The sequence below is a fragment of the Pseudodesulfovibrio karagichevae genome, assembly GCF_041414475.1.
In the GTDB taxonomy this organism is placed as follows: Bacteria; Desulfobacterota; Desulfovibrionia; order Desulfovibrionales; family Desulfovibrionaceae; genus Pseudodesulfovibrio; species Pseudodesulfovibrio karagichevae.
This window is the reverse complement of the sequence record NZ_JBGLYH010000057.1, coordinates 1-24,125: the sequence shown is the minus strand read 5'-3', so window position 1 is coordinate 24,125 and position 24,125 is coordinate 1. Positions and strand designations below refer to the sequence as shown.

The 24,125-nt window shown below is 61.7% G+C and carries 20 protein-coding genes and 2 tRNA genes; 2 read left to right on the top strand and 20 right to left on the bottom strand.

All coding sequences use genetic code 11. The features are described from left to right. Window positions 1-306: 306 nt before the first annotated feature. The 8 genes from rho to AB6M95_RS15805 all read right to left on the bottom strand — a co-directional run bounded on the left by rho (window position 307) and on the right by AB6M95_RS15805 (window position 7,714). A complete protein-coding gene (gene rho, locus AB6M95_RS15840) occupies window positions 307-1,554 on the bottom strand; it encodes a transcription termination factor Rho (protein WP_371387719.1) in 1,248 nt (415 codons plus the stop codon). Between the two features lie 396 nt (window positions 1,555-1,950). Then, a complete protein-coding gene (locus AB6M95_RS15835) occupies window positions 1,951-2,466 on the bottom strand; it encodes a CarD family transcriptional regulator (RefSeq protein WP_371387718.1) in 516 nt (171 codons plus the stop codon). Window positions 2,467-2,548: 82 nt separating this feature from the next. Beyond that, window positions 2,549-3,166: an aminoacyl-tRNA hydrolase gene (gene pth, locus AB6M95_RS15830; protein WP_371387717.1), complete on the bottom strand. Its 618-nt coding sequence runs from the start codon at window positions 3,164-3,166 to the stop codon at window positions 2,549-2,551. Window positions 3,167-3,298: 132 nt separating this feature from the next. Further along, window positions 3,299-3,919, bottom strand: coding sequence for a 50S ribosomal protein L25 (locus tag AB6M95_RS15825; RefSeq protein WP_371387716.1), 621 nt, complete (start codon window positions 3,917-3,919; stop codon window positions 3,299-3,301). Between the two features lie 97 nt (window positions 3,920-4,016). After that, the gene (locus AB6M95_RS15820) at window positions 4,017-4,955 is read right to left on the bottom strand and encodes a ribose-phosphate diphosphokinase (RefSeq protein WP_371387715.1); all 939 of its coding nucleotides are present in this window, start codon (window positions 4,953-4,955) and stop codon (window positions 4,017-4,019) included. A gap of 33 nt (window positions 4,956-4,988) precedes the next feature. Further along, window positions 4,989-5,063, bottom strand: a tRNA-Gln gene (locus AB6M95_RS15815). A 326-nt stretch (window positions 5,064-5,389) separates the two neighbouring features. After that, complete coding sequence (gene ispE, locus AB6M95_RS15810) at window positions 5,390-6,256, bottom strand: 4-(cytidine 5'-diphospho)-2-C-methyl-D-erythritol kinase (protein ID WP_371387714.1); 867 nt, start codon at window positions 6,254-6,256, stop codon at window positions 5,390-5,392. A gap of 48 nt (window positions 6,257-6,304) precedes the next feature. Further along, on the bottom strand, window positions 6,305-7,714 hold the full coding sequence (locus AB6M95_RS15805; RefSeq protein WP_371387713.1) for a Do family serine endopeptidase: 1,410 nt from the start codon (window positions 7,712-7,714) through the stop codon (window positions 6,305-6,307). A 365-nt stretch (window positions 7,715-8,079) separates the two neighbouring features. Here AB6M95_RS15805 and AB6M95_RS15800 point away from each other — a divergent pair. Next, a tRNA-Arg gene (locus tag AB6M95_RS15800) sits at window positions 8,080-8,156 on the top strand. 650 nt (window positions 8,157-8,806) lie between these two features. On the opposite strand, the gene AB6M95_RS15795 is transcribed toward AB6M95_RS15800, so the two are convergent. From AB6M95_RS15795 to AB6M95_RS15755, 9 genes are all read right to left on the bottom strand, one after another. Beyond that, the gene (locus AB6M95_RS15795) at window positions 8,807-9,574 is read right to left on the bottom strand and encodes a type II toxin-antitoxin system ParD family antitoxin (protein ID WP_371387712.1); all 768 of its coding nucleotides are present in this window, start codon (window positions 9,572-9,574) and stop codon (window positions 8,807-8,809) included. A gap of 310 nt (window positions 9,575-9,884) precedes the next feature. Then, window positions 9,885-10,475, bottom strand: coding sequence for a hypothetical protein (locus tag AB6M95_RS15790; protein WP_371387711.1), 591 nt, complete (start codon window positions 10,473-10,475; stop codon window positions 9,885-9,887). 369 nt (window positions 10,476-10,844) lie between these two features. Continuing rightward, window positions 10,845-13,415 carry a PAS domain S-box protein gene (locus AB6M95_RS15785; RefSeq protein WP_371387710.1) on the bottom strand — a complete coding sequence of 857 codons (2,571 nt, stop codon included), beginning with the start codon at window positions 13,413-13,415 and terminating at the stop codon, window positions 10,845-10,847. A 110-nt stretch (window positions 13,416-13,525) separates the two neighbouring features. Beyond that, complete coding sequence (locus AB6M95_RS15780; protein ID WP_371387709.1) at window positions 13,526-15,181, bottom strand: DEAD/DEAH box helicase; 1,656 nt, start codon at window positions 15,179-15,181, stop codon at window positions 13,526-13,528. A 201-nt stretch (window positions 15,182-15,382) separates the two neighbouring features. Continuing rightward, window positions 15,383-15,601 (bottom strand): translation initiation factor IF-1, encoded by a 219-nt coding sequence (gene infA, locus AB6M95_RS15775; protein WP_371387708.1) that lies wholly within the window; start codon window positions 15,599-15,601, stop codon window positions 15,383-15,385. 93 nt (window positions 15,602-15,694) lie between these two features. After that, window positions 15,695-15,958 (bottom strand): RNA-binding regulator, encoded by a 264-nt coding sequence (gene rbp, locus AB6M95_RS15770; RefSeq protein WP_207263022.1) that lies wholly within the window; start codon window positions 15,956-15,958, stop codon window positions 15,695-15,697. Between the two features lie 235 nt (window positions 15,959-16,193). Further along, entirely contained in the window at window positions 16,194-16,493 is a 300-nt protein-coding gene (locus AB6M95_RS15765) for a hypothetical protein (protein ID WP_371387707.1), read from the bottom strand. Between the two features lie 24 nt (window positions 16,494-16,517). After that, on the bottom strand, window positions 16,518-18,059 hold the full coding sequence (locus AB6M95_RS15760; RefSeq protein ID WP_371387706.1) for a sialidase family protein: 1,542 nt from the start codon (window positions 18,057-18,059) through the stop codon (window positions 16,518-16,520). Window positions 18,060-18,070: 11 nt separating this feature from the next. Next, window positions 18,071-19,360 carry a phenylacetate--CoA ligase family protein gene (locus tag AB6M95_RS15755; protein ID WP_371387705.1) on the bottom strand — a complete coding sequence of 430 codons (1,290 nt, stop codon included), beginning with the start codon at window positions 19,358-19,360 and terminating at the stop codon, window positions 18,071-18,073. 131 nt (window positions 19,361-19,491) lie between these two features. On the opposite strand from AB6M95_RS15755, the gene AB6M95_RS15750 reads away from it, so the two are divergent. Next, complete coding sequence (locus AB6M95_RS15750) at window positions 19,492-20,274, top strand: prepilin peptidase (RefSeq protein WP_371387704.1); 783 nt, start codon at window positions 19,492-19,494, stop codon at window positions 20,272-20,274. A gap of 109 nt (window positions 20,275-20,383) precedes the next feature. On the opposite strand, the gene AB6M95_RS15745 is transcribed toward AB6M95_RS15750, so the two are convergent. From AB6M95_RS15745 to AB6M95_RS15735, 3 genes are all read right to left on the bottom strand, one after another. Continuing rightward, window positions 20,384-21,181 (bottom strand): BON domain-containing protein, encoded by a 798-nt coding sequence (locus tag AB6M95_RS15745; protein WP_371387703.1) that lies wholly within the window; start codon window positions 21,179-21,181, stop codon window positions 20,384-20,386. A 224-nt stretch (window positions 21,182-21,405) separates the two neighbouring features. Beyond that, window positions 21,406-22,929, bottom strand: a complete 1,524-nt coding sequence (locus tag AB6M95_RS15740; RefSeq protein WP_371387702.1) for an ArnT family glycosyltransferase — start codon at window positions 22,927-22,929, stop codon at window positions 21,406-21,408. A gap of 336 nt (window positions 22,930-23,265) precedes the next feature. Beyond that, the gene (locus tag AB6M95_RS15735; protein ID WP_371387701.1) at window positions 23,266-23,826 is read right to left on the bottom strand and encodes a DUF8453 domain-containing protein; all 561 of its coding nucleotides are present in this window, start codon (window positions 23,824-23,826) and stop codon (window positions 23,266-23,268) included. Between the last annotated feature and the right edge of the window lie 299 nt (window positions 23,827-24,125).

The following is a 24,125-nucleotide window of genomic DNA, read 5'->3' as shown; positions in this document are numbered from 1 at the left end:
CCTTCCCCCGGACCCCCATCCCCCTTTCCCTCCTAAACTTTTTCTATCGCTTCGCGGTCTGGCCCAATAAAAAAGCCCCCGACTCAGCACTGAGTCGGGGCTTATTTTGCCTCTTTGGAGCGATTCGGGTGCAACGCACCCGACAGCGGCTTTCTTCTTATGCCGTAAAATCGTCCTCGGGATAGGCTTTCGAGAGTGGGTCGGCTGTGCATTTTTTTCCGGCCGGGGCAACCGCAGCGTAGCCGTCTACGTGAGGATTGGCCCGGCCGGAAAAAATGTGCAGACGGCCCGCTATCGGAGGCCGCTTTATTTACTCATGGAATCCAGGAATTCTCTGTTGTTCTTGGTGCCCTTCATCTTGCCCCGGAGGAACTCCATGGAGTCGATGGAGTTCATGGGGGAGAGGAGCTTGCGCAGGATCCAGACGCGGTTGAGCACGTCCTCTTCCATGAGCAGCTCTTCCTTGCGGGTGCCGGAGCGGTTGATGTCGATGGCCGGGTAGATGCGCTTGTCGGACAGGTGGCGGTCCAGGTAGAGCTCCATGTTGCCGGTGCCCTTGAACTCCTCGAAGATGACCTCGTCCATGCGCGAGCCGGTGTCGATCAGCGCGGTGGAGATGATGGTCAGGGAGCCGCCTTCCTCGATGTTGCGGGCCGCGCCGAAAAAGCGCTTGGGCCGCTGCAGGGCGTTGGCGTCGATACCGCCGGAGAGCACGCGCCCGGAGGACGGGGTCACGGCGTTGTAGGCCCGGCCGAGCCGGGTGATGGAGTCGAGCAGGATGACCACGTCGCGCTTGCGTTCCACCAGACGCTTGGCCTTTTCGATAACCATCTCGGCCACCTGGACGTGGCGGGTCGGCGGTTCGTCGAAGGTGGAGGATACCACCTCGGCCTTGACCGTGCGCTGCATGTCGGTCACTTCCTCGGGCCGCTCGTCGATGAGCAGGACGATGAGGTCCACCTCGGGGTGGTTGGCGTTGATGGAGTTGGCGATGGTCTGGAGCATGATGGTCTTGCCGGTGCGGGGCGGGGCCACGATCACGCCGCGCTGGCCCTTGCCGATGGGCGCGAGCAGGTCGATGATCCGGGCGGAATAGTTGGTCGCGCCGTTTTCGAGCCTGAGCTGCTCCTCGGGATACAGGGGCGTCAGGTTGTCGAACAGGACCAGGTTCTTGGAGTGCAGCGGGTCCTCGAAGCCGATCTCGGACACGCGCAGCAGGGCGAAATAGCGTTCCCCTTCCTTGGGCGGGCGGATCTGTCCCGAGACCACGTCGCCCTTGCGCAGGCCGAAACGGCGGATCTGCGAGGGGGAGACGTAGATATCGTCGGGACCGGCCATGTAGCTGTACATGGGCGAGCGCAGGAATCCGAAGCCGTCGGGCAGGATCTCCAGCACGCCCTCGCCGAAAATCTGGCCGTTCTGCGAGGCGCACTGTTGCAGCAGGGCGAAGATGAGCTCCTGCTTGCGCATGGTGCTCGGGTTTTCCACCTCGAAGGACATGGCCAGATCGGTCAGGTCCTGCATGGATTTTTGTTTGAGTTCGGTGAGGTTCAGGCTGCCGCCGTTGCCGTTTTGTTCTTCTGCGGCCTTGGGGGTCTTTTTGCGGGTGGTCTTTTTGGGGGCGCCTTTGCCTTTGCTTTCTGTGTCAGTCTTTTTAGTGACCATGTTTGGAAATTCTTGTTGAGGTTTTCGAAATTATGTCAAATCAGGCAATAAGATACGGTAGTTCCGTGCGGCGTGGCCGCTGTGAGGACGTCGGATTCGGGATGTCGCGGGCGAACCTTTCCGGGCGGAGGGTTCGGATGTGAGGGAACGGGAGCATACCTCTCGTTGAAGTTGCGCTAACAGCCTCTGGACGTCTCAAAAACCAAGTGGGAGTGGGGTGATCTGAAAGCCGCGGTGCGGCACAAGGAGGCAGTTACCTCAAACGGTGGACCTTGACAAGCCCTGCTAGTCGTTTTTCTCCTGCGCGGCGATGACGTCGGCGAACATCTCGTTGATGTCCTCCTTGATGACTTCCTGGTCGCGGTTCAGGGAATAGGCCAGTTCCATGGAGACCAGTCCCATGGCCTGCTCCAGCAGGCGGCGCTCGCCGAAAGAGAGTTCCTTGTCCTTGCCGATGAGGAAGAGCTCCTTGAGGACATAGGCCACGTCGGCCAGGTCGCCGCTCTTGAGCTTCTCGGAATATTCGCGGTAGCGCCGGTTCCAGTTCTGGCCGGTGTAGCCGGTGAACCCGGTGCGATCCTTGAGGGACTCGAAAATTTCCTGGCCCACCTCGGCGGGACACACGGAGCGCAGGCCCACGTTCGTGGCGTTGGCCACGGGGACCATGAGGGTAACGTTGTTGCTCAAGATCCGGACGATGTAAAAATCGGCCTTGACGCCGCCGATTTCCTGGGATTCGACACGCTCCACGCGGCCCACTCCCTGGGAGGGATACACAACCAATTCGTCGACCTTGAACACTTGGACCTCAGTTCTTGAAAAGACTACATTTTTACATGCGACAGAAAGACATTATACCGAAAAGGCCGTGAAGAGTCCACGATTACTCCGATTCTTCTTCACGGAGGGAAAAGGCGTTGACGTGCTGCTGGGCGAAGCCCATGCCACGCCGGAAAAAGATGTCCAATCCCTTGGTCGCGTGGCCGATGATCTCGGGCAGAGCCGCCACGGCGCGTTCGTCGAAAGGCTCCAGGACCCAGTCGGTGATGGGCTTGTACGGGTCTGCGGGACGGCCGATGCCGAGCCGCAGCCGGTTGTAGTCCGGGGTGCCGAGCCGCTCCTGGATGGACTTGAGCCCGTTGTGGCCGTTGTCGCCGCCGCCGCGCTTGAACTTCATCCTGCCCACGGGCAGGTCGAGCTCGTCGTGGACAACCACCAGATCGCCAGGCTCAATCCCGTGTCGGCCGCAGACGCGGGCCACGGCCTTGCCGGACAGGTTCATGTAGGTCAGGGGCTTGACCAGGAGTCGGAAGGCCCCGGCGAATTTGCACCGCCACAGGTCGTAGTCGCCGGATTCCTCGATCTTTTCGAGCCGCATGGACTTGCGATCGTCCGCCAGGTGCAGGAGATGGTCCACCAGCATGAACCCGACGTTATGCCGGGTGTGTTCGTATTCGAGGCCGGGATTGCCCAGCCCCACTATGGCGCCTTTGAAATCCATGAGTCGGGTCCGTTGTCCGCGTGGCGGCCACGCGCTACGATTGGTATTCTATCAGGCTCTTTCGCGGGAAGCAAAAAAAATCCCGGAGCACGACATCGCGCTCCGGGATGTGGTGTCGTTGACGGCGCCGCGCTATTCGGCGGCTTCTTCGGAGGCGGCCGCTTCGCCTTCCTCGTTCTCGTCTGCTTCCTGCAGCGCGGTGACGGACAGGACGGCGTAGTTCTCATCGAAGATCGGGGTGACGCCTTCGGGGAAGGCGATGTCCTCGATGTGGACGGAATCCATGACATCCATGTCGGTGATGTCGATGACGATGGACTCGGGGATGTCCATGGGCTTGCAGACCACTTCGATGTGGTCGCGGTACTGCTCGAGCGCGCCGCCGAGTTTGACGCCCTTGGAGGAGCCGACGATCTCGAAGTGGACGGCGACCTTGATTTCCTTGGTCAGGTCCACGCCGAAGAAGTCCACGTGCTCGGGCACACCCTTGACCGGCTCGTTGCGCACGCGCCACAGCAGGGCGGGCATGGTTTCGGTCTTGCCGCCGCGTTCCAGGACCAGTTCGAAGACCTGGGCGTTGCCGACGGCCGCGTAAGCCTTCTGCAGGGGGACCATCTCGACCTTGACCGGGATGTTGGTGCCCTTGGCGTCGTAGTAGATGCCGGGGACCATGCCGGTGGCGCGGAGGCGGCGGTTCGGGCCCTTGCCCAACTCAGTCCGTTCCTGGACATTCAGTTTCAGCAGTTCTGCCATGATAGTTTCTCCTTGTTACGCCCTGGCCGTCCACCATGGACGGACGCTCGCGCTTTAAATGGTTGCGGCGGCCCCGCGGGCCTCCGTTTCACGATCCTTATACAAACAGTACGGACACGGAGGATTCCGTGTGCACGTTGTTGATGGCTTTTGCCAGCAGGGAGGCCACGGAGCGAACCTTGAGCTTGCTGCACTGGTCCTGCTTCTCGCCCAGCGGGATGGTGTCGGTGACGACCACCTCGGAGAAGGCGGACTCCTCCAGGCGCTGGCAGGCCGGGCCGGACAGCACCGGGTGCGTGGCGCAGGCCATGACGTCCTTGGCCCCGTTCTCCATGATCACGTTGGCCGCCGCGCACATGGTGCCCGCAGTGTCGATCATGTCGTCGATGACCACGGCCACCTTGCCCTTGACGTCGCCGATAATGTGCATGGCCTTGGCCTGGTTGGGCGCGTCGCGGCGCTTGTCCACGATGGCCAGGGTGGCGCCGAGGCGCTTGGCGTAGGCCCGGGCGCGTTCCACGCCGCCCGCGTCCGGGGAGATGATGACGAAGTCGTCGTCCCGGTCGCGCAGCTGCTCGATGAGCACGGGCGCGGCAAACAGGTTGTCCACGGGACAGTTGAAGAAGCCCTGGATCTGCCCGGCGTGCAGGTCGATGGTCACCAGCCGCTGCATGCCTGCGGTGGACAGCAGGTCGGCCACGAGCTTGGCGGAGATGGGAGCGCGGGGCACGACTTTGCGGTCCTGGCGCGCGTAGCCGAAGTAGGGGACCACGGCGGTCACGCGGGAGGCGCTGGCGCGTTTGAGCGCGTCGAGCATCAGGCACAGTTCCATGAGATGGAAGTTGACCGGGGAACAGGTGGGCTGGACGACAAAGACGTCGTCGCCCCGGACGTTCTCACCGATCTCGATGCGGATTTCGCCGTCGGAAAACCGTTCCCGCAGAACCGGGGACGCTTTGGTGCCGAGATGCTCGCAAATGGCCTCGGCCAGTTTCGGACTCGAGGATCCGCTGATGATCTTCAATTCGCCGTGCATGAGACTACCCTCTGTGCGATCTTTTTTAATTTTTGGCTGGGGCGGGAGGATTCGAACCCCCGAATGTCAGGACCAAAACCTGATGTCTTACCACTTGACGACGCCCCAGCAAAAAATGTCGATAAGCGGCCGATCGCTTCGTTGCTGCGCGAAGATCAGACCCTTGCGTATTAAGATACGCGGCGGTCCTGATCTTCGCTTGCGCCTCGCGCTCGACCACTTCTCGACATTTTTTGCCCTGCTCCGTGTGGGGAGCGCCGTCTCGTTGCATGTGGGGCATGCAACATCGTCGGTTTGGGGCTGTCGGTGAGCGGTCTGCGCTCGCTTGACCTTTCGATCTGGCCCTTTCGGGGGTCGCTTCGGGTGGTGGCCCCCGGCGCTAGGCGGCGGGGGCGGCGACGTCGAGTGGTCCGGCCCTTATCCGGTTTCGTGCCCTAGGGGCAGTCCACCTGGAAAATTTCAATTCCCTGTTTTTCGAGAGCCTGGACTGCGGACGTAGCAGAACCCCTGTCCCGGTAGATGCCGAACAGGGAGGCTCCCGAGCCGCTCATGGCAGCGTGTTCGGCCCCGTGGTTGAGGAGTGTTTGCTTGATATCCCGAAGGGATGGATGCTCCTCGAAGACGATCGGCTCGAAGTCGTTCGTCATCTCCCGGGGCGAAACGGGAGAAGGATTCTTAGTACCCCCCCTGTCGGATGTCAAGGATTCATGGGCATTGGCCGTGGCGTATTTTCCGTCCCACGCGCGGAAGGCCCAGGCCGTGTCCACATGGATGTCCGGGCAGGCCAGTATCAGTGTCGCGCCGGACAGGTCCACCTCGGCCGGGGTCAGCTCCTCGCCGATGCCGCCCGCCCAGGCCGGGCCGTCCAGGAGAAAGAAGGGCACGTCCGCGCCGAGCTTCGCGGCCAGCGCGATCAGGGCCTGCAGGGGCAGCCCCTTGTCACCGGCCTCGAGGTTGAGCCACTTGAGCAGGGCGGCCGCGTCGGAGCTGCCGCCGCCCAGGCCGCCGCCCATGGGGATGCGTTTGGTCAGGGCCACGAAGATGCCGGGCCTGAAGCCGGTGGCCTCTCCGAACGCCTTCCATGCCTTGTAGAGGATGTTGGAGGTGGTCTCCAGCTCCGGGCGCTGCGCGCAGCGGATGTAGAAGTCGTGGTCCGGGCTGGGCATGACCTCGATGAGGTCGCAGGGCAGGGGGACCGGATAGAAGAGGGTGCGCAGCTCGTGGTAGCCGTCGTCCCGCAGGCCGAGGATTTCAAGGTGCAGGTTGATCTTGGCCGGGGCGATGAGGGTGGCTGCTTGCATGGGGATAAAAAAAGGGGGCTCCCTGAGGAGCCCCCGGTTGGTTGATGGCTACTTGTTGTCCAGCGGCAGGGCGACGAAGCTGTTGCGTCCCTGTCGGGTGACCAGAAGCATGACCGCGCCGCGCTTTTCAGCGCTCTTGATCACGCTGTTCAGGTCGGCCACGGAGTTGACGTCCTTCTGGTTGGCCTGAAGGATGACGTCTCCCTGGCGGATGCCTTCCTCGCTGGCGGCCGTGTTGGGATCGACGTTGACCACGAGCAGGCCCTGGGGCTTGGCCATGCCGAGCGCCTGGGCTTCCTGGTCGCTGATGGGCTTGAGGGCCATGCCGAGCACGGTGGCGGCCTGTCCCTGATCCTGGTGGTTCGGGCCCATGGCGGCCATGGCCTTTTCATTGCGCTGGCCCAGGGTGACGGTTCGGGTCACCTTTTCGCCGTTGCGCCACAGCACGAGGTTGGCCTCGTCGCCGGGGGCCAGGCCCGCGATTTTCTTGAGCAGGTCGTTGTTGTCCTCGACCTTCTTGCCGTTGACCTCGAGGATCACGTCGCCCTGCTTGACGCCGCCCTTGTCGGCGGGAGCGCCCTTGCCCACGGACGCGACCAGCGCGCCGACGGCCTCGGGCAGGCCCAGGGCCTTGGCCTGGGTGTCGCTGACCTGCTGGATGGTCACGCCGAGCCAGCCGCGCTGGGGCGCCTTGCCTTCCTTGAGAAGAGCGATGACCTTGGCGGCCTGGGTGGACGGGATGGCGAAGCCGATGTTCTCGGCGGCGGCGTTGATGGCCGTATTGATGCCGATGACCTCGCCGTCCATGTCAAGCAGCGGACCGCCGGAGTTGCCGGGGTTGATGGACGCGTCGGTCTGCAGGAAGTTGTCGAACGGGCCGGCGCCGATGATCCGGTGCTTGGCCGAGATGATGCCCGCGGTGACCGTATTGTCCAGGCCGAAGGGGTTGCCGATGGCCAGCACCCATTCGCCCACCTTGATGTCGTCGGAGTTGCCGAACTTCAGGGTCGGCAGGGTATGGTCGGCCTTGATACGGATGACGGCCAGGTCGGTTTCCTGGTCGGCGCCCACTACCGTGGCCGGGTATTCCTTCTTGTCGTCCTGGAAGCGCACGGTCACCTTGTCCGCGCCGTTGATGACGTGGTTGTTGGTGACGATGAGCCCGTCGGGGGAGATGACGAAGCCGGAGCCCTGGCCGAGCATCTTGCGCGGCTGCTGCATCTGCGGACCGAAGAACTGGTCGAAGAACTTGTAGAACGGGTGTCCCTCGGGAACCTGCTGCCGGAATTGCTCCATGCTCGGGCCCTGAGTGGTTTTTTCCGTGGAAATGAAGACCACGGCCTTGCCCGCCTTGGCGGCCAGCTCCGTGAACACGGGCAGGTCGCGCGCCTGTGCAATAACCGGCACAGACAGCACAAGGGTCAGGACAAGGATGAGTAGTTTAGCCTTACGATTCATAGTTGCCTCCATACAGGATGCGGAAAACAGGATGGCGGCTCGCACCGCCTCACCCGTATATAGCCCTTTTTTTCCCGTTGTAAATAGCGTGCCCGAATTTGCACACGCATTTTTCTCCGGCCTGCCCAGGCCATTCGCGCGATGCGCCGCGCCATGGCTATATGGAAATACCCGCGAAAAGCGCTCCGGCTTCCCTCGGTCAGCGGACAAGGCCCCCCGGGGCCTTCTTTATCCCCGGCGGCCACGGGTTCCCGGACCGCGCGTTTCCCCGCCCAACAACGGTTTTAAGCCCTCATTCACGACGAAAGACTTGCCTTTTCACCCGCCATTGGCTAGGAACGATTCCCCGGCACCTGCCGGAACGTGCCCCCATAGCTCAGGTGGATAGAGCACAGGATTCCTAATCCTGGTGCCGCGTGTTCGAATCGCGCTGGGGGCACCAATATATTTTGGGGCTTGCGTTTAATTGAGACGCAAGCCCCCTTTTGTTTGCTAGCCCAGTACGGTTGTTTGATTTTGTTGAAATTTCCCTGCAGGTTGAGCTCAATCGGAAAAACCGGGTTACCGGCTTTTATTAAAGCCATTTTAAGCAGCCTGCGTGCTTAACAATTCGATCCCATTGGGGACGTTGTGACCTTAGCCTCGGTGAGGGCCTTTTTGAGTTAAAAATAAGTCTGGACATCGAAGATCGTGTTGTGTCCACTAAATACCTTTTGTGCAAAATTTGCAGCTAGCTCCTTTTTGGGAAATGAGAAAGTATGTTTTCCGTTTTGGTCCATGTCAGTTAATACCTCTTGTGATACTTTGTATGGTCCCGGGAGTAAGGAGATAAGAATGTTTTTGTTTTGATTTGAGTAGTCAGAGTTGTTCCGAAAACAAATGATCACATCATAATTCATTATAGCCTCCATTGTGCATTTAAAAAATGCTAAATTAGCAGTGAGTTGGGTGTCAATTGTTAAAAATATGAAATGGGCTAGATGCCTATTTTAACTCGTCTTCAGTTAGTGCCTCTTGCCAAGGCAACTAGCATGATTGGAAAACTAATTTATTGGCTTTTAGAAGTGAACTGAATGGACGAGTGATAACCGTTTAACCGAAGATCGTCTTTCTCACATTTTCATACGCTTTCACCAAATCAGAGTAGTCATCCAGTGGGCTGCGCTCCCCGTCATCCGATATGTCAGTTGCGATGTTTATGGCATTCGCGCAGTACTCAAATTCGTCTGGACATAGGCACAGTTCAACTTTGGTCGCACGCCTAGCCAGTCCGAAGTGATGTGGGACCCCTTCGACTACATTCTCATATAAGACACGATCCTCTTCGCCTGGATACCATGCACAAAGGAAAGCCTCGTATTGCTTTCTTTGTGGCGGGCCGACTAGGACCACGATTTCCTTGCCGGTCCTCTTTGCAACCTCCATGAATAGCTCCTGGCTCCACGAGGTGTTCTCAGAACCTATGACATGAAAATCGCAGCGATGTCCCTGGACCTGAAAGTCCAGTGTGACATCAATGCCGAATAAGATGTGGCTTTCCTCTGCATACTTCCATTTCAATCCAAGAGATTCGAAAAAGACAGCCCATTGCGCTGTGAAGCGATCTTTGAAATGGCATCCTGAATAATAGGTTGTTTTATGCGGAGGAGTGCGCTCACTTGCTTTGAGAGAATTTGGGGCATGAACGTTTGCTTCGATTTTTTTCTGGAGAGCTTCTGTCTTAATGAGGTCAATAAGCTTTTCATTGGCGAGCATGAAGCGAAGAGCATCGCGGATTACTTCGCTAGCATTGTTGTAGTATCCGGATTCAACATTTCTTTTTACGTAATCCGATAGTTCCGGTGTGAGCGATATGTGCATGTCGATCCTCCTGTTGAAGAAAAACGTATTCTTTTATACAAAGATTGTCAAAGTTTGTAGTGAGGGGCTTTGGAGTTTTTTCTGAAAAAACAAAATGATGCAAATATGTTGCTAATATTGAGTTCGGAGAGTGGCCGGTGTTGAATAGAATGTGTTATATATAAATCAGTTGTAATTGTTATTGATAGGCTCCTGGATCCCTAATCCTGGTGCCGCGTGTTCGATTCGAATTGGGGGCACCACAGGTATTTCAAAGGGGCCAGTCCATTGGACCGGCCCCTTTGTTTTTGCGCGCGTTTAGAGGCCTTCGTCAGGCCGCCGGTTCCGCGCTTGGCAAAAGCGTGTGGTTGAGGCTGGCGAAGTTGCCCTGGACCGGGTGCAGCGGGAATTGGTTCTTGGCCAGGAAATAGATCCTCCAGCCGGTCGAGTTCTTGTCGGTGGGGGATTTGTGCGCGTTGCCCCGTTCGGTGACGATGACGTCGGCGATGTTGAACAGCGCATAGTAGGCCTTTCCGAGTGTGGCCTCGTCGTTCCTGTCGATGAGCAGGAACGGCTTGAACGGGTCGCTTTCGTTTTTCAGGTGCGACCGGATGGTGCTCGCGTCGGCCTTGTACTGGTTGTTGCTGTAGTCCAGTTCGAATATTTCATACGATATCCACGTCTTCTTGCTGTCGTCGTAGGTAAAGGATTCCACGAAGACCTTCCCGAGGTCCTGCAGGTTCGCGTTCACGGTCAGGCAACTCGCCGGCGTGGCCACGGAGAAGATGGCGGCTCCCGCCCCGCCGTCCGTCATAGCCGCGCTGTTGAGGCCCCGGATCAGGGAGATGAAATAGAAGATAATGGCCGCCGACAACGCGAAATTGAGCCACTGGACGATCCCCGGGGGGATGGCATTGGCCACATCGGGGGAAATCGCCGTCGCCAGGGGAGATGTCCCCAGGAGGCAAAGGAGCAAAATCAAAAGGATGGAGCGTTGGGCCACGGATAGTCCGGGAAGGACGTTTTGGAGAAATTTTTCCAGGAATGCGAGCATCTGATTCCCCCTTTGGCGTTCGATGGATGCTGTTCCGCCTTTGCATACCGGATAACACATTCCGGGGCCGTGAAAAACAGTTATTCCCGGTCGCGGCTATGCCTGCGGCGGCAGGGCATGACTGAGCAACGGCCCGGAGAGGTTGGTTTTTTCTTGTCGGGGGAGGAAAGGGGGGCCGGACCGGCATTTTTCAAAAGAGAGAAATGTTCTCGGGACGGCGCGCCCCGGCGTGGAGGGTCAGGGTTCGGGGCAGGTGTTGCCGTCGGCCGGGACCGTGGGCAGGGTGAAGGTGAAGACGCTGCCCTGGCCCAGGGTGGATTCCACGCGGATGACGCCGCCGTAGTGCTCGACGATCTCCTTGCAGATGGCCAGGCCCAGACCGGTGCCCTGGGCCTCGTTGCGGACCGTGTCGCCCAGGCGGGATTTGTGGAACTTCTCGAAGATGTAGCCCAGCTCGTCCTCCGGGATGCCCGTGCCGGTGTCGCTGACGGACACGGTCAACAGGCCGTCCTGCTCGCGCATGGCCACGGTGACGCGGCCCTGCCGGGTGAACTTGTAGGCGTTGTTCAGCAGGTTGATGAGCAGCTGCTTGATCTTGTCGGGGTCGGCGTGGATGCGCCGGGCGGTCTCGGGCAGGACCGTGACCAGCTCCACGCCCTTGGAGGCGTTGAAGCCGCCCGCCGCCGAGGCCACGGCGTCGCGGATGACCTCGGCCGGGTTGAGGGTGTCGTCGTTCCAGCACGCCTTGCCCGATTCGATGCGGTTGATGTCCAGAAAGTCGTTGATCAGCCGGGTCAGCCGTTCGCCCTCGGTCTCGATGATGCCCAGGTTGCCCTGGATCCGCAGCCCCTTGAGAGACAGCGTCTCGCCCGCAGCCAGGGGCAGGAAATGGCGTGAGAAGTCCTTGGCGCAGAGTTTGGCGAACCCCCGGATGGATGTCAGCGGGGTGCGCAGCTCGTGGGAGACCGACGAGACCATGGACGACTTGACCTCGTCGAGCGTCATCAGCCGCCGGTTGGCCTCCTCGAGTTCGGCCTGGCGGGCCTCGATCTCTGCGGTGCGCTGCTCGACCTTGTCCTCCAGCTCCTCGTTGAGCCGGGTCAGGGCCTCCTCGATGGTCTTGCGCTCGATGGCCATGGCCACCTGCTCGGACACGGCGGTCAGGAAGGTGGCGGCCTCGTCCGAATAGCGCCTCGGGTTGGAGTAGTCCTGCACGGCCATGGCCCCGACCACGCGGTTGCCCTGCCGGAGCGGCACGCCCAGCCAGGCTGCGGGCGGGGTGCCGATGACCCCGATGGTGGCCAGCCGTTCCTCGATGCCGGGGTCGGCCAGGGAGAGAAGCAGGGGCGCGGCGGTCCGGAAGACGTGGATGGTCAGGCTGCTCTGCCCCGGGTCGCTGATGTTGGGGATGTCGAAATAGTCGTCCATCTCGTCCTGGAAGTAGACGAAGCGGAGCATGTCCCTCTTCTCGTCGAGCATGGCGATGAAGAAGTTCTTTGCCTCGATGACGTCCCCGATGATGGCGTGGATGGTCTGGTACAGCTCGCGGAGGTCGCGGGTGGTGTTGACCGCCGTGGAGATGGCGTACAGGGCGTGTGTGGTGCGTTCGTTGAGTTTGCGCTGGGTGATGTCCGTGTGCGACCCGGAAATTCGGTAGACGTTGCCGTTCTCGTCCCTGGAGCTGCCGCCCCGGCCGAGAATCCAGCGGATGGAGCCGTCCTTGTGGATCTGCCGGAACTCCACCTGGAACTGCTCCACCTTGCCCTCCATGCATTCCTTGTTGGCGGCCAGGGCCCGTTCGCGATCGTCCGGGTGCAGGCTGTTCAGCCAGGAATCCACGTGGTTGGGGAACTCCTCCTCGGTGTAGCCGAGAATCTCCCGGTAGCGGGGGGAGTAGAAGCACTCGTCGCTGTCCAGGTACCAGTCCCAGAGCCCGTCGTTGGCGCCCCGGGCCATGAGCTGGTAGCGTTCCTCGCTCTTGCGCAGGGCGCACAGGGCGTCATCGCGCTCGGTGACGTCGATGAGGGAGCAGACCCGGTCGTCCGTGCCGGGGACGTTGCGGACGAACAGGTGGATGCGCCTGTGCACGCCGTCGTATGTCAGAAAATCGAATTCATAGTCCCTGGGCGGGTTGCCGGTCTTCTTGTCGCGCCACTCCTCGAACAGGCCCATGCGTTTGAGCTCATTCGGGGGCACGAATTCCATCCAGGTCTTCTTCCCCTCGATCTCTTCGCGCGCGCAGCCGGACATGATGCAGAACTGCGAATTGCAGCTCTTGATGATCCCGTCCTTGCCCAGCAGGACCATGGCCGTGCCCGTGGTCTCGAACAGGGTCCGGTAATGGCTCTCGCTCTGGCGCAGGGCGTCCTCCACCTGGCGTATCTCGGAAACGTCGATGACCATGCCGCGCACGCCGACGATCGCTCCATCCCGCCGGATGGGCTGGGAATAGACCTTGATGGGTAGCGTGGCGCCGCCCTTGCGCATGGCTATGTATTCCTGGTTTTCGAAATCCTGGCCGCTCAGGAGCCGGGCGAGGTTGTGGCGGAGCCGGTGGATGGAGTCTTGGTGGATGATGTCCGTCAGGGTGAGCCCCGCCCGGATGTCGGCCTCGGTGTAGCCGAAGTTCTCGAGGGCGTAGCGGTTGGCGAAACGGAAGGTCCCTTCCATATCCATCTCGAAGATGAAGAGCGGAAGGTCGTCGGCAACGAACATGCCGGTCTCGGCGCGGCACCCGTCAAGCCGGGCCCGGAGGCCGTCGAGCTCCTCGATGAGCTCTGCCTTGGTCTTGCGTTCGTCCCCAGTCATGCCTTCTCCTGCGGCTCGGCCAAAGTATCGGGGACCCGGAAAAGAATCAATGATAAAACGGTGTCCCGCCTGGGAGAAAACGAATGCTCCCGGACGGGACTCCGGCTGGATCAGCGGCCCTGCTTGGGCTTGTGGCGCTGCTTGAAGGGGGGCTTGCCGGCTGGCCATCCACCCTTCTTGGGGAACTTCCGTCCCGGGGGCTTGCGGCGCGATTCGTCCCTGGAAATGACGGCCGCGCCTTCCCGGCTGTTGACCGCGTTGACGATCTTGTCGGCCTCGGCGGCCGGGACCGTGAAGGTGGTCCGGTCGCCCTGGACGCGGACGTGCTGGATGGCCCACGGCTTGATGTGCGCGGCGGCGGAGATGAAGTCCACGAACCGCTTGGGGTTCATGCCCTCGGCGCGGCCTAGGCCGCAGACCAGGTCGGTGCGGCCCCGCCCGCCGGGTCCCACGGCGTCGATCCGGCGGTAGCCGGATTCCACCAGCTCCTCGCCGAAGGCGTTGCGCAGCAGGGCGGCGACCACCAGTTCGGCGGGCCGGTCGCTGAGCAGTTCCTCGGCCATGGCCAGGTAGGCGCTGTGGCCCTCGGCCTCCAGGATGTCGTTGAGTTCGTCCTTCACCTTGCGCTTCTTGGAGTGGATGACGTCCTCGATGCGCGGCAGGGGCTCCTTGGCGATCTCGATGCCGGAGCTCTTGGAGATGTACATGAGCTTGCGGAACTCGTTGGGCGCGATCAGGGTGATGGCCACGCCCTCCTTGCCCGCCCGGCCGGTGCGCCCGGTGCGGTGCACGAAGGTCTGCGGGTCCTGGGGCAGGGCGAAGTTGACCACGTGGGTCAGGTCCGGCACGTCGATGCCGCGCGCGGCCACGTCCGTGGCCACCAGGATGGTCGACTTGCGCTGGCGGAAGCCGTTCAGGATATTCTCGCGCTGGGCCTGGTTCAGGTCGCCGTGGATGGGCTCGGCCGGATAGCCGCGCTGGGTCAGCCGGGCGGCCACATGGTCGGCGTCGGCCCGCGTGCGCACGAAGACCAGGCCGTAGAAGTCGGGGCGGGCGTCGATGACCCGGCACAGGGCCTCGAAGCGGTCCGAGTCGGCCATCTCGTGGAAGACGTGGCGGGTCAGGGGCGCGTCCGAGGTCTCGGCCTTGACCGTGACAACGTCGAAGTCGCCCATGAACTCCTTGGCGATGGCCATGACCTCGCGGGCCATGGTCGCGGAGAACATGAGGGTGCGCCGGTCCTCGTTGGCCGAGGCCAGGATGGCGCGCACGTCGTCCACGAAGCCCATGTTGCACATCTCGTCCGCCTCATCGAGGATGAAATAGGTCAACTCGTCGATGACGAGCGAGCCGCGCTCCAGGTGGTCCATGATCCGGCCGGGCGTGCCCACGACCACGTCCACGCCGCGCCTCAGCGCCTTGAGCTGCATGTGGATGGCCTGGCCGCCGTACACTGGCAGCACGCGGATGCGCTTGTCGCCCTTGAGGGAGTCGATCTCCTCGGCCACCTGGATGGCCAGCTCGCGGGTCGGGGCCAGGATGAGCGACTGGACGCGGTGGGCGCCCTCCTGGGCCGCCTCGATGACGGGCAGGCCGAAGGCCGCGGTCTTGCCCGTGCCGGTCTGGGCTTGGCCCACGATGTCCCTGTCGCCCGAGAGCAACTTCGGGATGGTCAGGGCCTGGATGGGGGTGGGGGCGGTGAACCCCTTGGATTCAAGGGCGTCCAGGGTGGATCCCGAAAGCCCCAGTTCCTTGAAACTGGTCATGATTTGCCTTTGGTAAAAAGTAAAAACGGTAAATTCGGTTCCACCGGACAACGCGCCATGCGAAAACGGCACAGTCGCGCCCGCGCCTGCGTGAGGTCTCGAAGAGGGAGAAGGAGGAGGGTGCCCGGGGGAAGGGGAAGGGGGGAATGCTCGTGTGGAACTCCTCGCTTTCCCTTCCCCCGGCCGCCGGGAAGGCGGCGGTTACCTGGGACGGAAGGTGATGCGGCCCCGGGTCAGATCGTAGGGGGAGAGTTCCACGGTCACGGTGTCGCCGGGCATGACGCGGATGCGGAATTTGCGCATCTTGCCGGAGATGTGGGCGAGCACGGTGTGGCCGTTTTCGAGTTCAACGCGAAACATGGCGTTGGGCAGGGCTTCTTCGACAACGCCCTGGACGACGATTCCTTCTTCTTTAGGCATATACTTCTTTAACCTCTTGTTGCAGGCGACGGGAAAAGCCCGCCCCGGAGCGGGGCGGGCTGGCTCATGTCTTCTAACGACGGGCGGCCGGCGCTACCAGCGCGGACGCTCGGGACGCGGACGGGCTTCGTTGACCTTGATGTTGCGGCCTCCGAAATCGGAACCGTCCAGGCTTTCAATGGCGGCAAGGGCCCCCTGGTCTTCCATTTCGACAAAACCGAAGCCGCGGGGACGGCCGGTTTCGCGATCGTTGATCAGTTTGACGGAAATGACCTCTCCAAAGGTCTCAAACGCTGCGCGTACATCCTCTTCCGTGGCGCTCCAGGGCAGGTTGCCCACATAGATATTCTTAGCCATTACGTACCAAACTCCGAGAAATAGTGAAAAAACGGCGAATAACGCCAGGTGAAAGTAGATCGAGGAAGCGGAGGCGCGCAAGCCCTGCAAAACCTGAAGCCATTCCACCCTTGTCGGTGCGGGCCGGCCGAAACCGGCTGTGTCCCCGTGGACACCACCGACTACTGTAGTAGAGCCCCTTACGTGGGAGCAAGGGTATCCGTCAAGGGAAAAATGATTTGAACAGAAATATCTCCTAGATAATAGCTTCCATATCCGAGAAGATTTTGTCCGGATCGTACAGGCCAGGGTGATCCTCGGCCAGTCCGTCCATGGTCTCGAAGTAGGCGTCCCAGCCGACCACCTCGGCCACCTTCTTCTTGTCCACGAATATCTTGAAGGTGGTTCCCTCGGGACACTTGGTCAGGTTGAGTTCGAGTACGCCCTCGCCGGTCATCTCGGTCCAGAAGGCGGACCAGGAGGTGCGGTCGCCCTCTGTCTTCTTGTACTTCTCGAAATAGGCCTCGAAAATCCGCTGAATGTCGGCGCGTTCCATATTCTCCGTCCTTGGTTGCTGTACTCAGGGCTTGAAGTCGTCCGTGGTGAACCGGGTTCCGGCGATGTGCGCGGTCTTGAGCGGCTCGTAGCCCGGCTCCCCGGCCCCGCCGTGGTGGTAGGCACAGAAGAAGCTCCCGTCCGCGAGCCGCGTCCAGCCGGAGTAGCCGAAATCCGGGGCCGCCGCATGGCGGTCGTTGCGCAACTCCAGGACGTGTTCCCGGACCCATCCGTCGGGCAACCCGTCCCCCGCGGTCCAGTTCCAATCATACACCCGGCCGTAGGCGGGTTCAAGGATGTTCAGGGAAATCCGTTTCCAGGTGCAGTCCACCGCGTTGTCCTCGAAGGGGTAGGGCGCGCCGAACATGACCGGCCGGGTCTCGGCCTGATCCGGGTCCACCTCGATGACGGCCCGTCGCTCGCCGTTGACCAAGGCCGTGACCCTGCCCGCCGCGTACTCGAAGCGCAGCCGGTTGAATCGGCCGGGCGGCAGGGGGACGGCCTGCGCGCCTTGCGCGTCCGGGACCATGCGGTCCGGGGCCAGCCGCCACCAGGCGCCCACGCGGATGGCGCAACCGTTGGGCCCGGCTTCGTCCACCCGGACGTCGGCCTCAAGGGTCAGGCTCGCGGTGCGCGGATCGGTCATGGGCCGCAGGGCGTAGCGCACCACGGACCCGTTGCCCGCGCCGTTTTTGACGCGCATGCCCTCAACGGTGAAGGTCGGGTTGGCCGGGGCGGCGGCCCGGCCGTGGACCTTGAAGTCCGAGGCCAGCTCCTCGGCCGTGCCGAGCCAGGCGCAGGTGCCCCAGTCCGGGCCGGTGTTGCGGTAGGTGACCAGCAGCCGCCCGTCGTCCAGCAGCCCCATGGTCGGGCGGTGGCCCATGAGCGCGGCGGGCGCGGGCCGCGACCAGGTGGCCCCGTTGTCGTCGCTGTGGACCAGGTACATGGGTTCGAACACGAAGCTGTTCTCGCGCAGCAGGGCCAGGATGCGGCCGGACGGCAGCCGGGCCATGGAGGCCTCGCACAGGACCAGGTTGCGCTCGGCGGCCATCACGGACAGCCGCTCCCAGTCGCGTCCATTATTCGTGGACCGGAAGACGATCTGCTCGGTGGGCGGCTGGCGGATGGCCGGGTGCTCCTTGTCGCCCACGTGCTGGTGCCCGGCGGTCAGCCAACTCCCGTCGTCCAGGACCAGGATGCGGTCGTGCATGTCGTGGGTCAGCCCCTGCGCCTCGAAGGGTTGCCAGGTGCGGCCGTTGTCGCGGCTCTCGAAAAAGACGCGCGAACTGTCGGACAGGACGATGGTCCCGTCCGGGAACAATTTCAGGCGCGGGCTGTGGCTGCGCGGGGAGTTGGGATAGACGGGCGCGGACCAGGTCGCCCCGTTGTCGCGGCTCGACTTGACCACGAGCACGCGGCGGTCGGGGCGCACGTGCCGGTCCGCCTCGTTGTAGGCGACGACGAGCGTGCCGTCCGCCGCCCGGATCACGTTCGGGAAGGCCAGGTAGTTTCCCGCCCTGCGGTCGATGACCACATGGCGGTCCGCTCGGTTCGAAAGGCTGGGCATGGCGGGTCCGGCTACTCTTCCCCGCGCGAGTCTTCCACCCGCTTGGTCTTGGAGAAGCTGCGGGGCAGCTCGCCGGGGCCGAGGATGGTCACCTCGCCGCGCACCAGGATGTTCTTGCGGATTTCGTCGGCCAGGGCCCGGGCCAGCCCCTCGTCGTTGCCGGACGGCGCGCCGGGCGCGCGCTCCACGTGCACGGCCATGTGGTCCAGGCCGTCCTTGCGGCTGAGGAAGATACGGTACTCGGCGGACAGCTCCTTGAAGTGTTCGAGCACGGAGCCGATCTGGCCGGGGTAGATGTTCACGCCCCGGAAGATGAACATGTCGTCGGACCGGCCCAGGATCTTGTCCACGCGCGGCATGGTCACCCCGCAGGCGCATTGGCCCGGGATGAGCCGGGTCAGGTCGTGGGTCCGGTAGCGGATGAGCGGGGCGGCCTCCTTGCGCAGGGAGGTGACGACCATCTCGCCGACCTCGCCGGGGGCCACGGGCTCCAGCGTCTCCGGGTCGATGATCTCGGTGATGTACATGTCCGCCCAGTAGTGGATGCCGTCGTGGGCCGCGCACTCCAGGCCGGTGCCCGGGCCGTACAGCTCGGTCATGCCGATGATGTCGAAGCTGTCCTCGAGCCCCAGGGCCTGCTCGAACTGGCGGCGCATCTTGGGGGTGTGGGTCTCGGAACCGAAAATGGCCTTTTTCAGGCTGATCCTGTCGGCCAGCCCCTGCTTCTGGACCTCCTCGCCCATGAGCAGGGCCATGGAGGCCGTGGAGCATATGCAGGTGGACTTCAGGTCGGTGAGCATCTGGAGCTGAATCTCCAGAAGTCCCGGCCCCACGGGCAGGGCCATGGCCCCGAACCGCTCGCAGCCGAGCTGGAAGCCCGCTCCAGCGGTCCATAACCCGTAGCCCACGCATATCTGGACCCGGTCCTCGCGGGTCAGTCCGGCCATCTCATAGCAGCGGGCGAACATGTCCTTCCAGACGTCGATGTCGTTCTGGGTGTAGGCCAGGATCTTGCGTTTGCCCGTGGTCCCGCTGGAGCCGTGGATGCGGACCACGTCTTTTTCGGGCACGGACAGCAGCGGCATGGGGTAGCCGTCCTTGAGGTCCTCGGCCGTGGTGAAGGGGAGCCTGCGCAGGTCGTCCAGGGAGGTGACGTCGCCCGGCTCCACGCCCGCTTCCTTCAGGCGGGCCTGGTAGAAGGGGCTGTTGGCGTGGGTGTGGCCCACGGTCCATTTCAGCCCTTCGAGCTGGATGTCGGCGATCTGTTCCTCGGTCAAATTCGGTATGAAACGGTGGTCCATCTGGGGCTCCCTTGATGCGTATGAGACGGCGCTTCCCTTGTGCCGGGCAGGGAAATCCGGTAGCCTGCGAAGTGTTGCGCCAGCGGTATTCATGCAGCAAATACCGCTAATCTTCAAGCCCCAAGGACGCTATGGACACCATCCCCACCTGGGCCTTCTACCTTGCCGCCGCCGTGGCCGGACTCGAACTCGGCGGCCTGGCCACCATCTTCATCCAGCGCTGGATCGACGAGGAGCCCATCTGCAAGCCGGGCGGGTCCAAGTGCCCCGAGTGCGGCACCAAGCTCTCCTTCCGCGATACCATCCCGCTGTTCAGCTTCCTGCTCCTCAAGGGGCGCTGCCGCCATTGCGGCGCGGCCATCGGCCCGCAATACCTGCTCGTCGAGCTGTCCTGCCTGGCCTGGGCCCTGGCCTCGGCCTATGCCTATGGATTGAGCCCGGAGTGGGGCGTGTACCTGATCCTCGGGGTCATGCTCATCGCGGGCAGCTTCATCGACTTCGAAACCTTCCTTTTGCCCGACCGCATCACCCTGGGCGGCACCGGCATCGCCCTGGCTGCCAGCTTCGTGCTCCGGGAGGGCCCCACCTGGCAGAACGCCCTGCTCGGCGCGGCTGTGGGCGCGGGGCTGTTCTGGGTCTTACAGCAGCTCTACCGGCTGTGGCGCAAACAGGAGGGCCTGGGCACCGGCGACGTCAAGCTCATGGCCATGATCGGGGCCATGGTCGGCCTGGGCGGGCTGGCCCCGACCATCCTGATAGGCAGCCTGACCGGGGCGCTCGGCTCCATCTACTACATGTTCCGCCCGGGCAAGGGCGGCATCCGGGGCCGCGTTCCCTACGGCCCGTTCCTGAGCCTCGGCTGCATGCTCTACCTGCTCTACGGGCCGGAGATCATGCGCTGGTGGAATTCCTAGCCCGTCCCTTCCGTTCACCGTTCCGGAAACCGCCCAAAGAAAAACCGCCCGTGGCGGTCGGGCGGTTTTTGCGTGATGGCCTCTGGTCGCGATCGGAGGGTTTGGGGGATCACCGCCCCCTGTCGGGATTGGTGACCGCCAGCACCGGACGTGTTTCCGGCTTTGGCTTTTTCTCGACCTTGGGCCTGGTCTTCTTGGGCTTCGTCTTGGGCGGCGGCGGAATCTTCTTGGCCGGGGACGGCTCGGGCGCCAGCTGGGCGCTCATGATCTGCGGCTCTGGCCCGGCGTTCTCCTGGTGGTAGAGGTAGGAGACCACCCGGTTCACCCCTTCCATGCTCATGGCGTGGGCCACGATGCGGTCGCGCTCCGCCTTGTCGTGGATGACCCCCAGGAGCACGATGTCGCCCTGGACGATCTGCACCTCGACGGGGGTGCTGGTGACATCGAAGTCGGCCATGAGCTGCGTCCGCAGTTCGGCGTACTTGGCCTGGTCGCTGAAGAAGGTGCTGTCCGTATTTTCGTCGTGCAGGTACAGTCGACTGATGATCTGGCGCTTGCCCTCGACCTTGTCCATGCACTGATAGATGGTTTTGAGCTGTTCCTGGGAGTCGTACTCGCCCACCAGGTAGAGCTTGCCGAAATAGCAGTAGGTGGTGATCTGGTCCGCCCGGATGTCCTTGTTCTTGTAGAGCTCGGCCTGGGCGTGGCCCGCCACGATGGCGTCGAGCATCTGCTGCTCGGTGGTCCGCTCGTCCATGGCCGTCTCGTACACGGATTGGCCGCTGCCGATGAGCGACGAGACGTAGGCGGGCGCGCCGGGAATGAGCCCGATGCCGAACGGCACCATGGCGCAGCCCGGTAGCAGGAAGATGATGGATACGACCAGCAACAATTTGAGTCTGAACATTCTCTCCGTCCCCCCCAATTAAAAGTGTTCAGGCTCCACCCTGCGCAGGGAACAGCAAGAAGCCTGCCACCGGGGGCGGCAAAGCGCGGATTCCGCCACAGCCCTTGGGAGTCAAAGGATTTGCAATGACAGGACTTTCCGTGCGGGAGTACGACGGTCTATAAAAAGTGGATTAAACGCGCGTCGGGGGAACGGCGCATCCAGGAAAAATGGATTCAAGGGGGCTAGAACTTGCCGGAGTGGCGGGGCCAGTAGCCGGTGAATCCCTTGCAGATGATGATGGTGAACTTGCGTCCTTCCCCGCCCTTGAAGGAGGAGCTGTAGAAGATCGGCTCGCTCACGTACTCGAACATCTTGTTCAGCTCGGGCACCGGGCTCTTGCGGAAGCGCTTGCGGATCATGACCGCGCCCCAGCCGAGCTTGTCTTTGCCCGGCACGGGCCACAGGTCGTACTGGTTCATGCGCCGGTCTTCGCTCCAGGTGCAGAAGGTGAACGGCTGGCCCTTGAGGTAGAAGGCCAGTTCCGAGGTGAACCCGTAGTTGTCGGACATGGCGAAGACCCTGGACGGGTCGTCGAACTCGGTGTTGATGACGTCGTCCACCTTGCGGCCCAGGTCGTCCCAGCCCTTGAGCCGGAGGGTGATGTTCATGGAGTCCGGCAGCGGGAGGAGCGGGGACACGAAGATGGCCACGGTCACGGCCAGGGCCGCGACCGCCATGACGGCCTTGCCGCGCGTCTTGCGCTTCGGGGCGTCCCACCACGCCCGGAAGGCCATGCCCGCCAGGATCGCGCCCGTGCCGAAGGCGGCGGCGGTCCAGTTGGCCTCCACCTTGGAGAAGAGCGCCTTGATGGTGATGATGCCCCACAGGGGCCAGAAGAAGAGCACGGTCAGCAGATCGCGCCGGTACTTCGCGTCGAACCGGCCCACCGGGCCGACCCACGCCTTGCGCATGGCGGCCGGGGTGGCAGCGAGAATGAACCAGAACCACCAGGGCGCGATCAGGCCGATCTGCGCGCCGAGCATCTCGAAGAACGGGCCGACGCGGTCGGGCAGCCAGTCGCTGCCGCCCACGCCCGAGGTCAGCTTGGCCACGTGCTTGTAGGCCACCCAGCCGTTGTCCATGTTCCAGAGGACGATGGGCGCGAGCCCGATGACGGAGCCGATGACCCCGGCGAGGATGAAGCGCGGCCAGAACCGTTCGGGCAGCTGCCCCCGGCAGTGCAGGATGACGGCGTATATCAGGGCCAGAAGCAGGAACGTCAGCATCATGTACTTGGCCAGGATGCCCAAGGCCATACACAGGCCGAGGATGACGAAGGGGCGGGCGGACACCGGGCAGTCCGGCTCGTGGCGCGTGGCTGCGGCCAGGGCGAAGAAGGCCACGGTCCAGAAGAAGATCAGCGGGCAGTCCGTGGTGGCCAGGATGCCCAGCCCGTTGAGCAGGGGCATGGTCGCGGCCGCGAAGAGTACGAACAGGGCCAGCCGGTACTCCCGCCAGACGCGCGACACCCCGACGTACAGCGCTGCCTGGATGCCGGTCATGCCCAGAATGGACCCGAAGCGTACGCCCAGCTCGGTGTTCCCGAAGACCCAGGTCCACAGGCTGATGATCCAGGCGATGAGCGGTCCCTTGGAATAATAGGACAATTGCGGCCGCCTGATCCAATCCCAATATTGCGCCTCGTCCTGCACCAGGTTCAACTGCCCGGAGGCCACGAACCAGTAGCGCACCAGAAAGGATGCCAAAATGATGAAAAAGGCCACCAAATCCAGCCGGGGAGAATATGTATCGCGGGGCGTAGTCATGACGGGGATGAAGTATATTATTCGGGGAAATGTGGCAAGGGAAGGGGGGCGGCTTCCGATAGCGGGCCATCTGCACATTTTTTCCGGGGGCTTCCATCCTCACGTAGACGGCTACGCTGCGGTGAAAGCCCCCGGAAGAAAATGCACAGCTGCCCCACTCTCGAAAGCCTATTCCGAGCGCGCAAGAGTTGATTGATGCTCGTGGTTGCTATCACGAAAATGTTTTCATTGAAGCTAGTTGCTAACTCAATTTGTTCGTATATCGTGGAGGCAGTGCTATTTGATCTTTTGAGCTATGCTTTCAAGGGCCTTCACTCCTCGGAGTCGTAATCCTTCGTTTGCGATAGTTCCGGCAAATGATTCAACGTCGATTTTGCATTGGACTGTTGGCAATAATACTTCTCCAAAATAAAAGCTGCAATCAACCGTTAGTTCTGCTTCTCCATAGACTTTCTTTAATCCGTAGTACTGTCCCCAATCAATTATTCGTGTTTCACCGGGGCCTAATGTTGGTATTCCGGAAACCAGAGGGCCACCTGTTATAGGTTGTGCCTCACCAACAGATTTTTCGTCGGTGCCGAAAGCTTTCACAATATTCTTTGATGCCTTAAATGATATATTGCTCGCTAATCCATGTCCTATGTTTTTGATAACGATCATGACGATTGATGGTCTTTCAAAATCATGAACTGCTGTTACAATAACGTGGGGTTCGGATTGCTGTTTACGTGTTTTTTTTGCCTCAATTGCAAGAGTTTTAGTGTATTTAGCCAAAAAGAAAGTAAGAAATGCCAGTGTAATAGCTGATAGGGACGTAATTGCTTGATTAATTGCCATAACATCCTCCTACAGGTAAGTAATTTTAGATTCGTTTAATCTGTATTATGCGTAATGCCAATCAAAATGAAGGAGGAAATTTGAAGAGGAGGAAATAGGGCAAACCCGCCGAAGGCGCGCCAAAAAGTTTAGGAAAGGAGAGGGGATGGGGGTCCGGGGGAAGGGGAGAGGGAGGTACAGCCCGGGTACATAGGTAACACATTAGCCCGGGAACATGGGTAACACTTTGGGCATGAGAGCCTGGAGGTGCCCATGCCCTGGAATGAGGTCAAACCTATGGATCAGCGATGGTTGTTCGT

Bases quoted from the DNA above. Each gene is read 5' to 3' on its own strand.
- AB6M95_RS15755 (WP_371387705.1), bottom strand. From the start codon at position 19,360: ATGGACCACCGTTTCATACCGAATTTGACCGAGGAACAGATCGCCGAC.
- AB6M95_RS15735 (WP_371387701.1), bottom strand. From the start codon at position 23,826: ATGGCAATTAATCAAGCAATTACGTCCCTATCAGCTATTACACTGGCA.
- AB6M95_RS15795 (WP_371387712.1), bottom strand. From the start codon at position 9,574: ATGCACATATCGCTCACACCGGAACTATCGGATTACGTAAAAAGAAAT.
- AB6M95_RS15745 (WP_371387703.1), bottom strand. From the start codon at position 21,181: ATGTTCAGACTCAAATTGTTGCTGGTCGTATCCATCATCTTCCTGCTA.
- AB6M95_RS15750 (WP_371387704.1), top strand. From the start codon at position 19,492: ATGGACACCATCCCCACCTGGGCCTTCTACCTTGCCGCCGCCGTGGCC.
- pth (WP_371387717.1), bottom strand. From the start codon at position 3,166: ATGGATTTCAAAGGCGCCATAGTGGGGCTGGGCAATCCCGGCCTCGAA.
- AB6M95_RS15760 (WP_371387706.1), bottom strand. From the start codon at position 18,059: ATGCCCAGCCTTTCGAACCGAGCGGACCGCCATGTGGTCATCGACCGC.
- AB6M95_RS15780 (WP_371387709.1), bottom strand. From the start codon at position 15,181: ATGACCAGTTTCAAGGAACTGGGGCTTTCGGGATCCACCCTGGACGCC.
- rbp (WP_207263022.1), bottom strand. From the start codon at position 15,958: ATGGCTAAGAATATCTATGTGGGCAACCTGCCCTGGAGCGCCACGGAA.
- AB6M95_RS15785 (WP_371387710.1), bottom strand. From the start codon at position 13,415: ATGACTGGGGACGAACGCAAGACCAAGGCAGAGCTCATCGAGGAGCTC.
- AB6M95_RS15805 (WP_371387713.1), bottom strand. From the start codon at position 7,714: ATGAATCGTAAGGCTAAACTACTCATCCTTGTCCTGACCCTTGTGCTG.
- AB6M95_RS15825 (WP_371387716.1), bottom strand. From the start codon at position 3,919: ATGGCAGAACTGCTGAAACTGAATGTCCAGGAACGGACTGAGTTGGGC.
- ispE (WP_371387714.1), bottom strand. From the start codon at position 6,256: ATGCAAGCAGCCACCCTCATCGCCCCGGCCAAGATCAACCTGCACCTT.
- AB6M95_RS15820 (WP_371387715.1), bottom strand. From the start codon at position 4,955: ATGCACGGCGAATTGAAGATCATCAGCGGATCCTCGAGTCCGAAACTG.
- AB6M95_RS15765 (WP_371387707.1), bottom strand. From the start codon at position 16,493: ATGGAACGCGCCGACATTCAGCGGATTTTCGAGGCCTATTTCGAGAAG.
- infA (WP_371387708.1), bottom strand. From the start codon at position 15,601: ATGCCTAAAGAAGAAGGAATCGTCGTCCAGGGCGTTGTCGAAGAAGCC.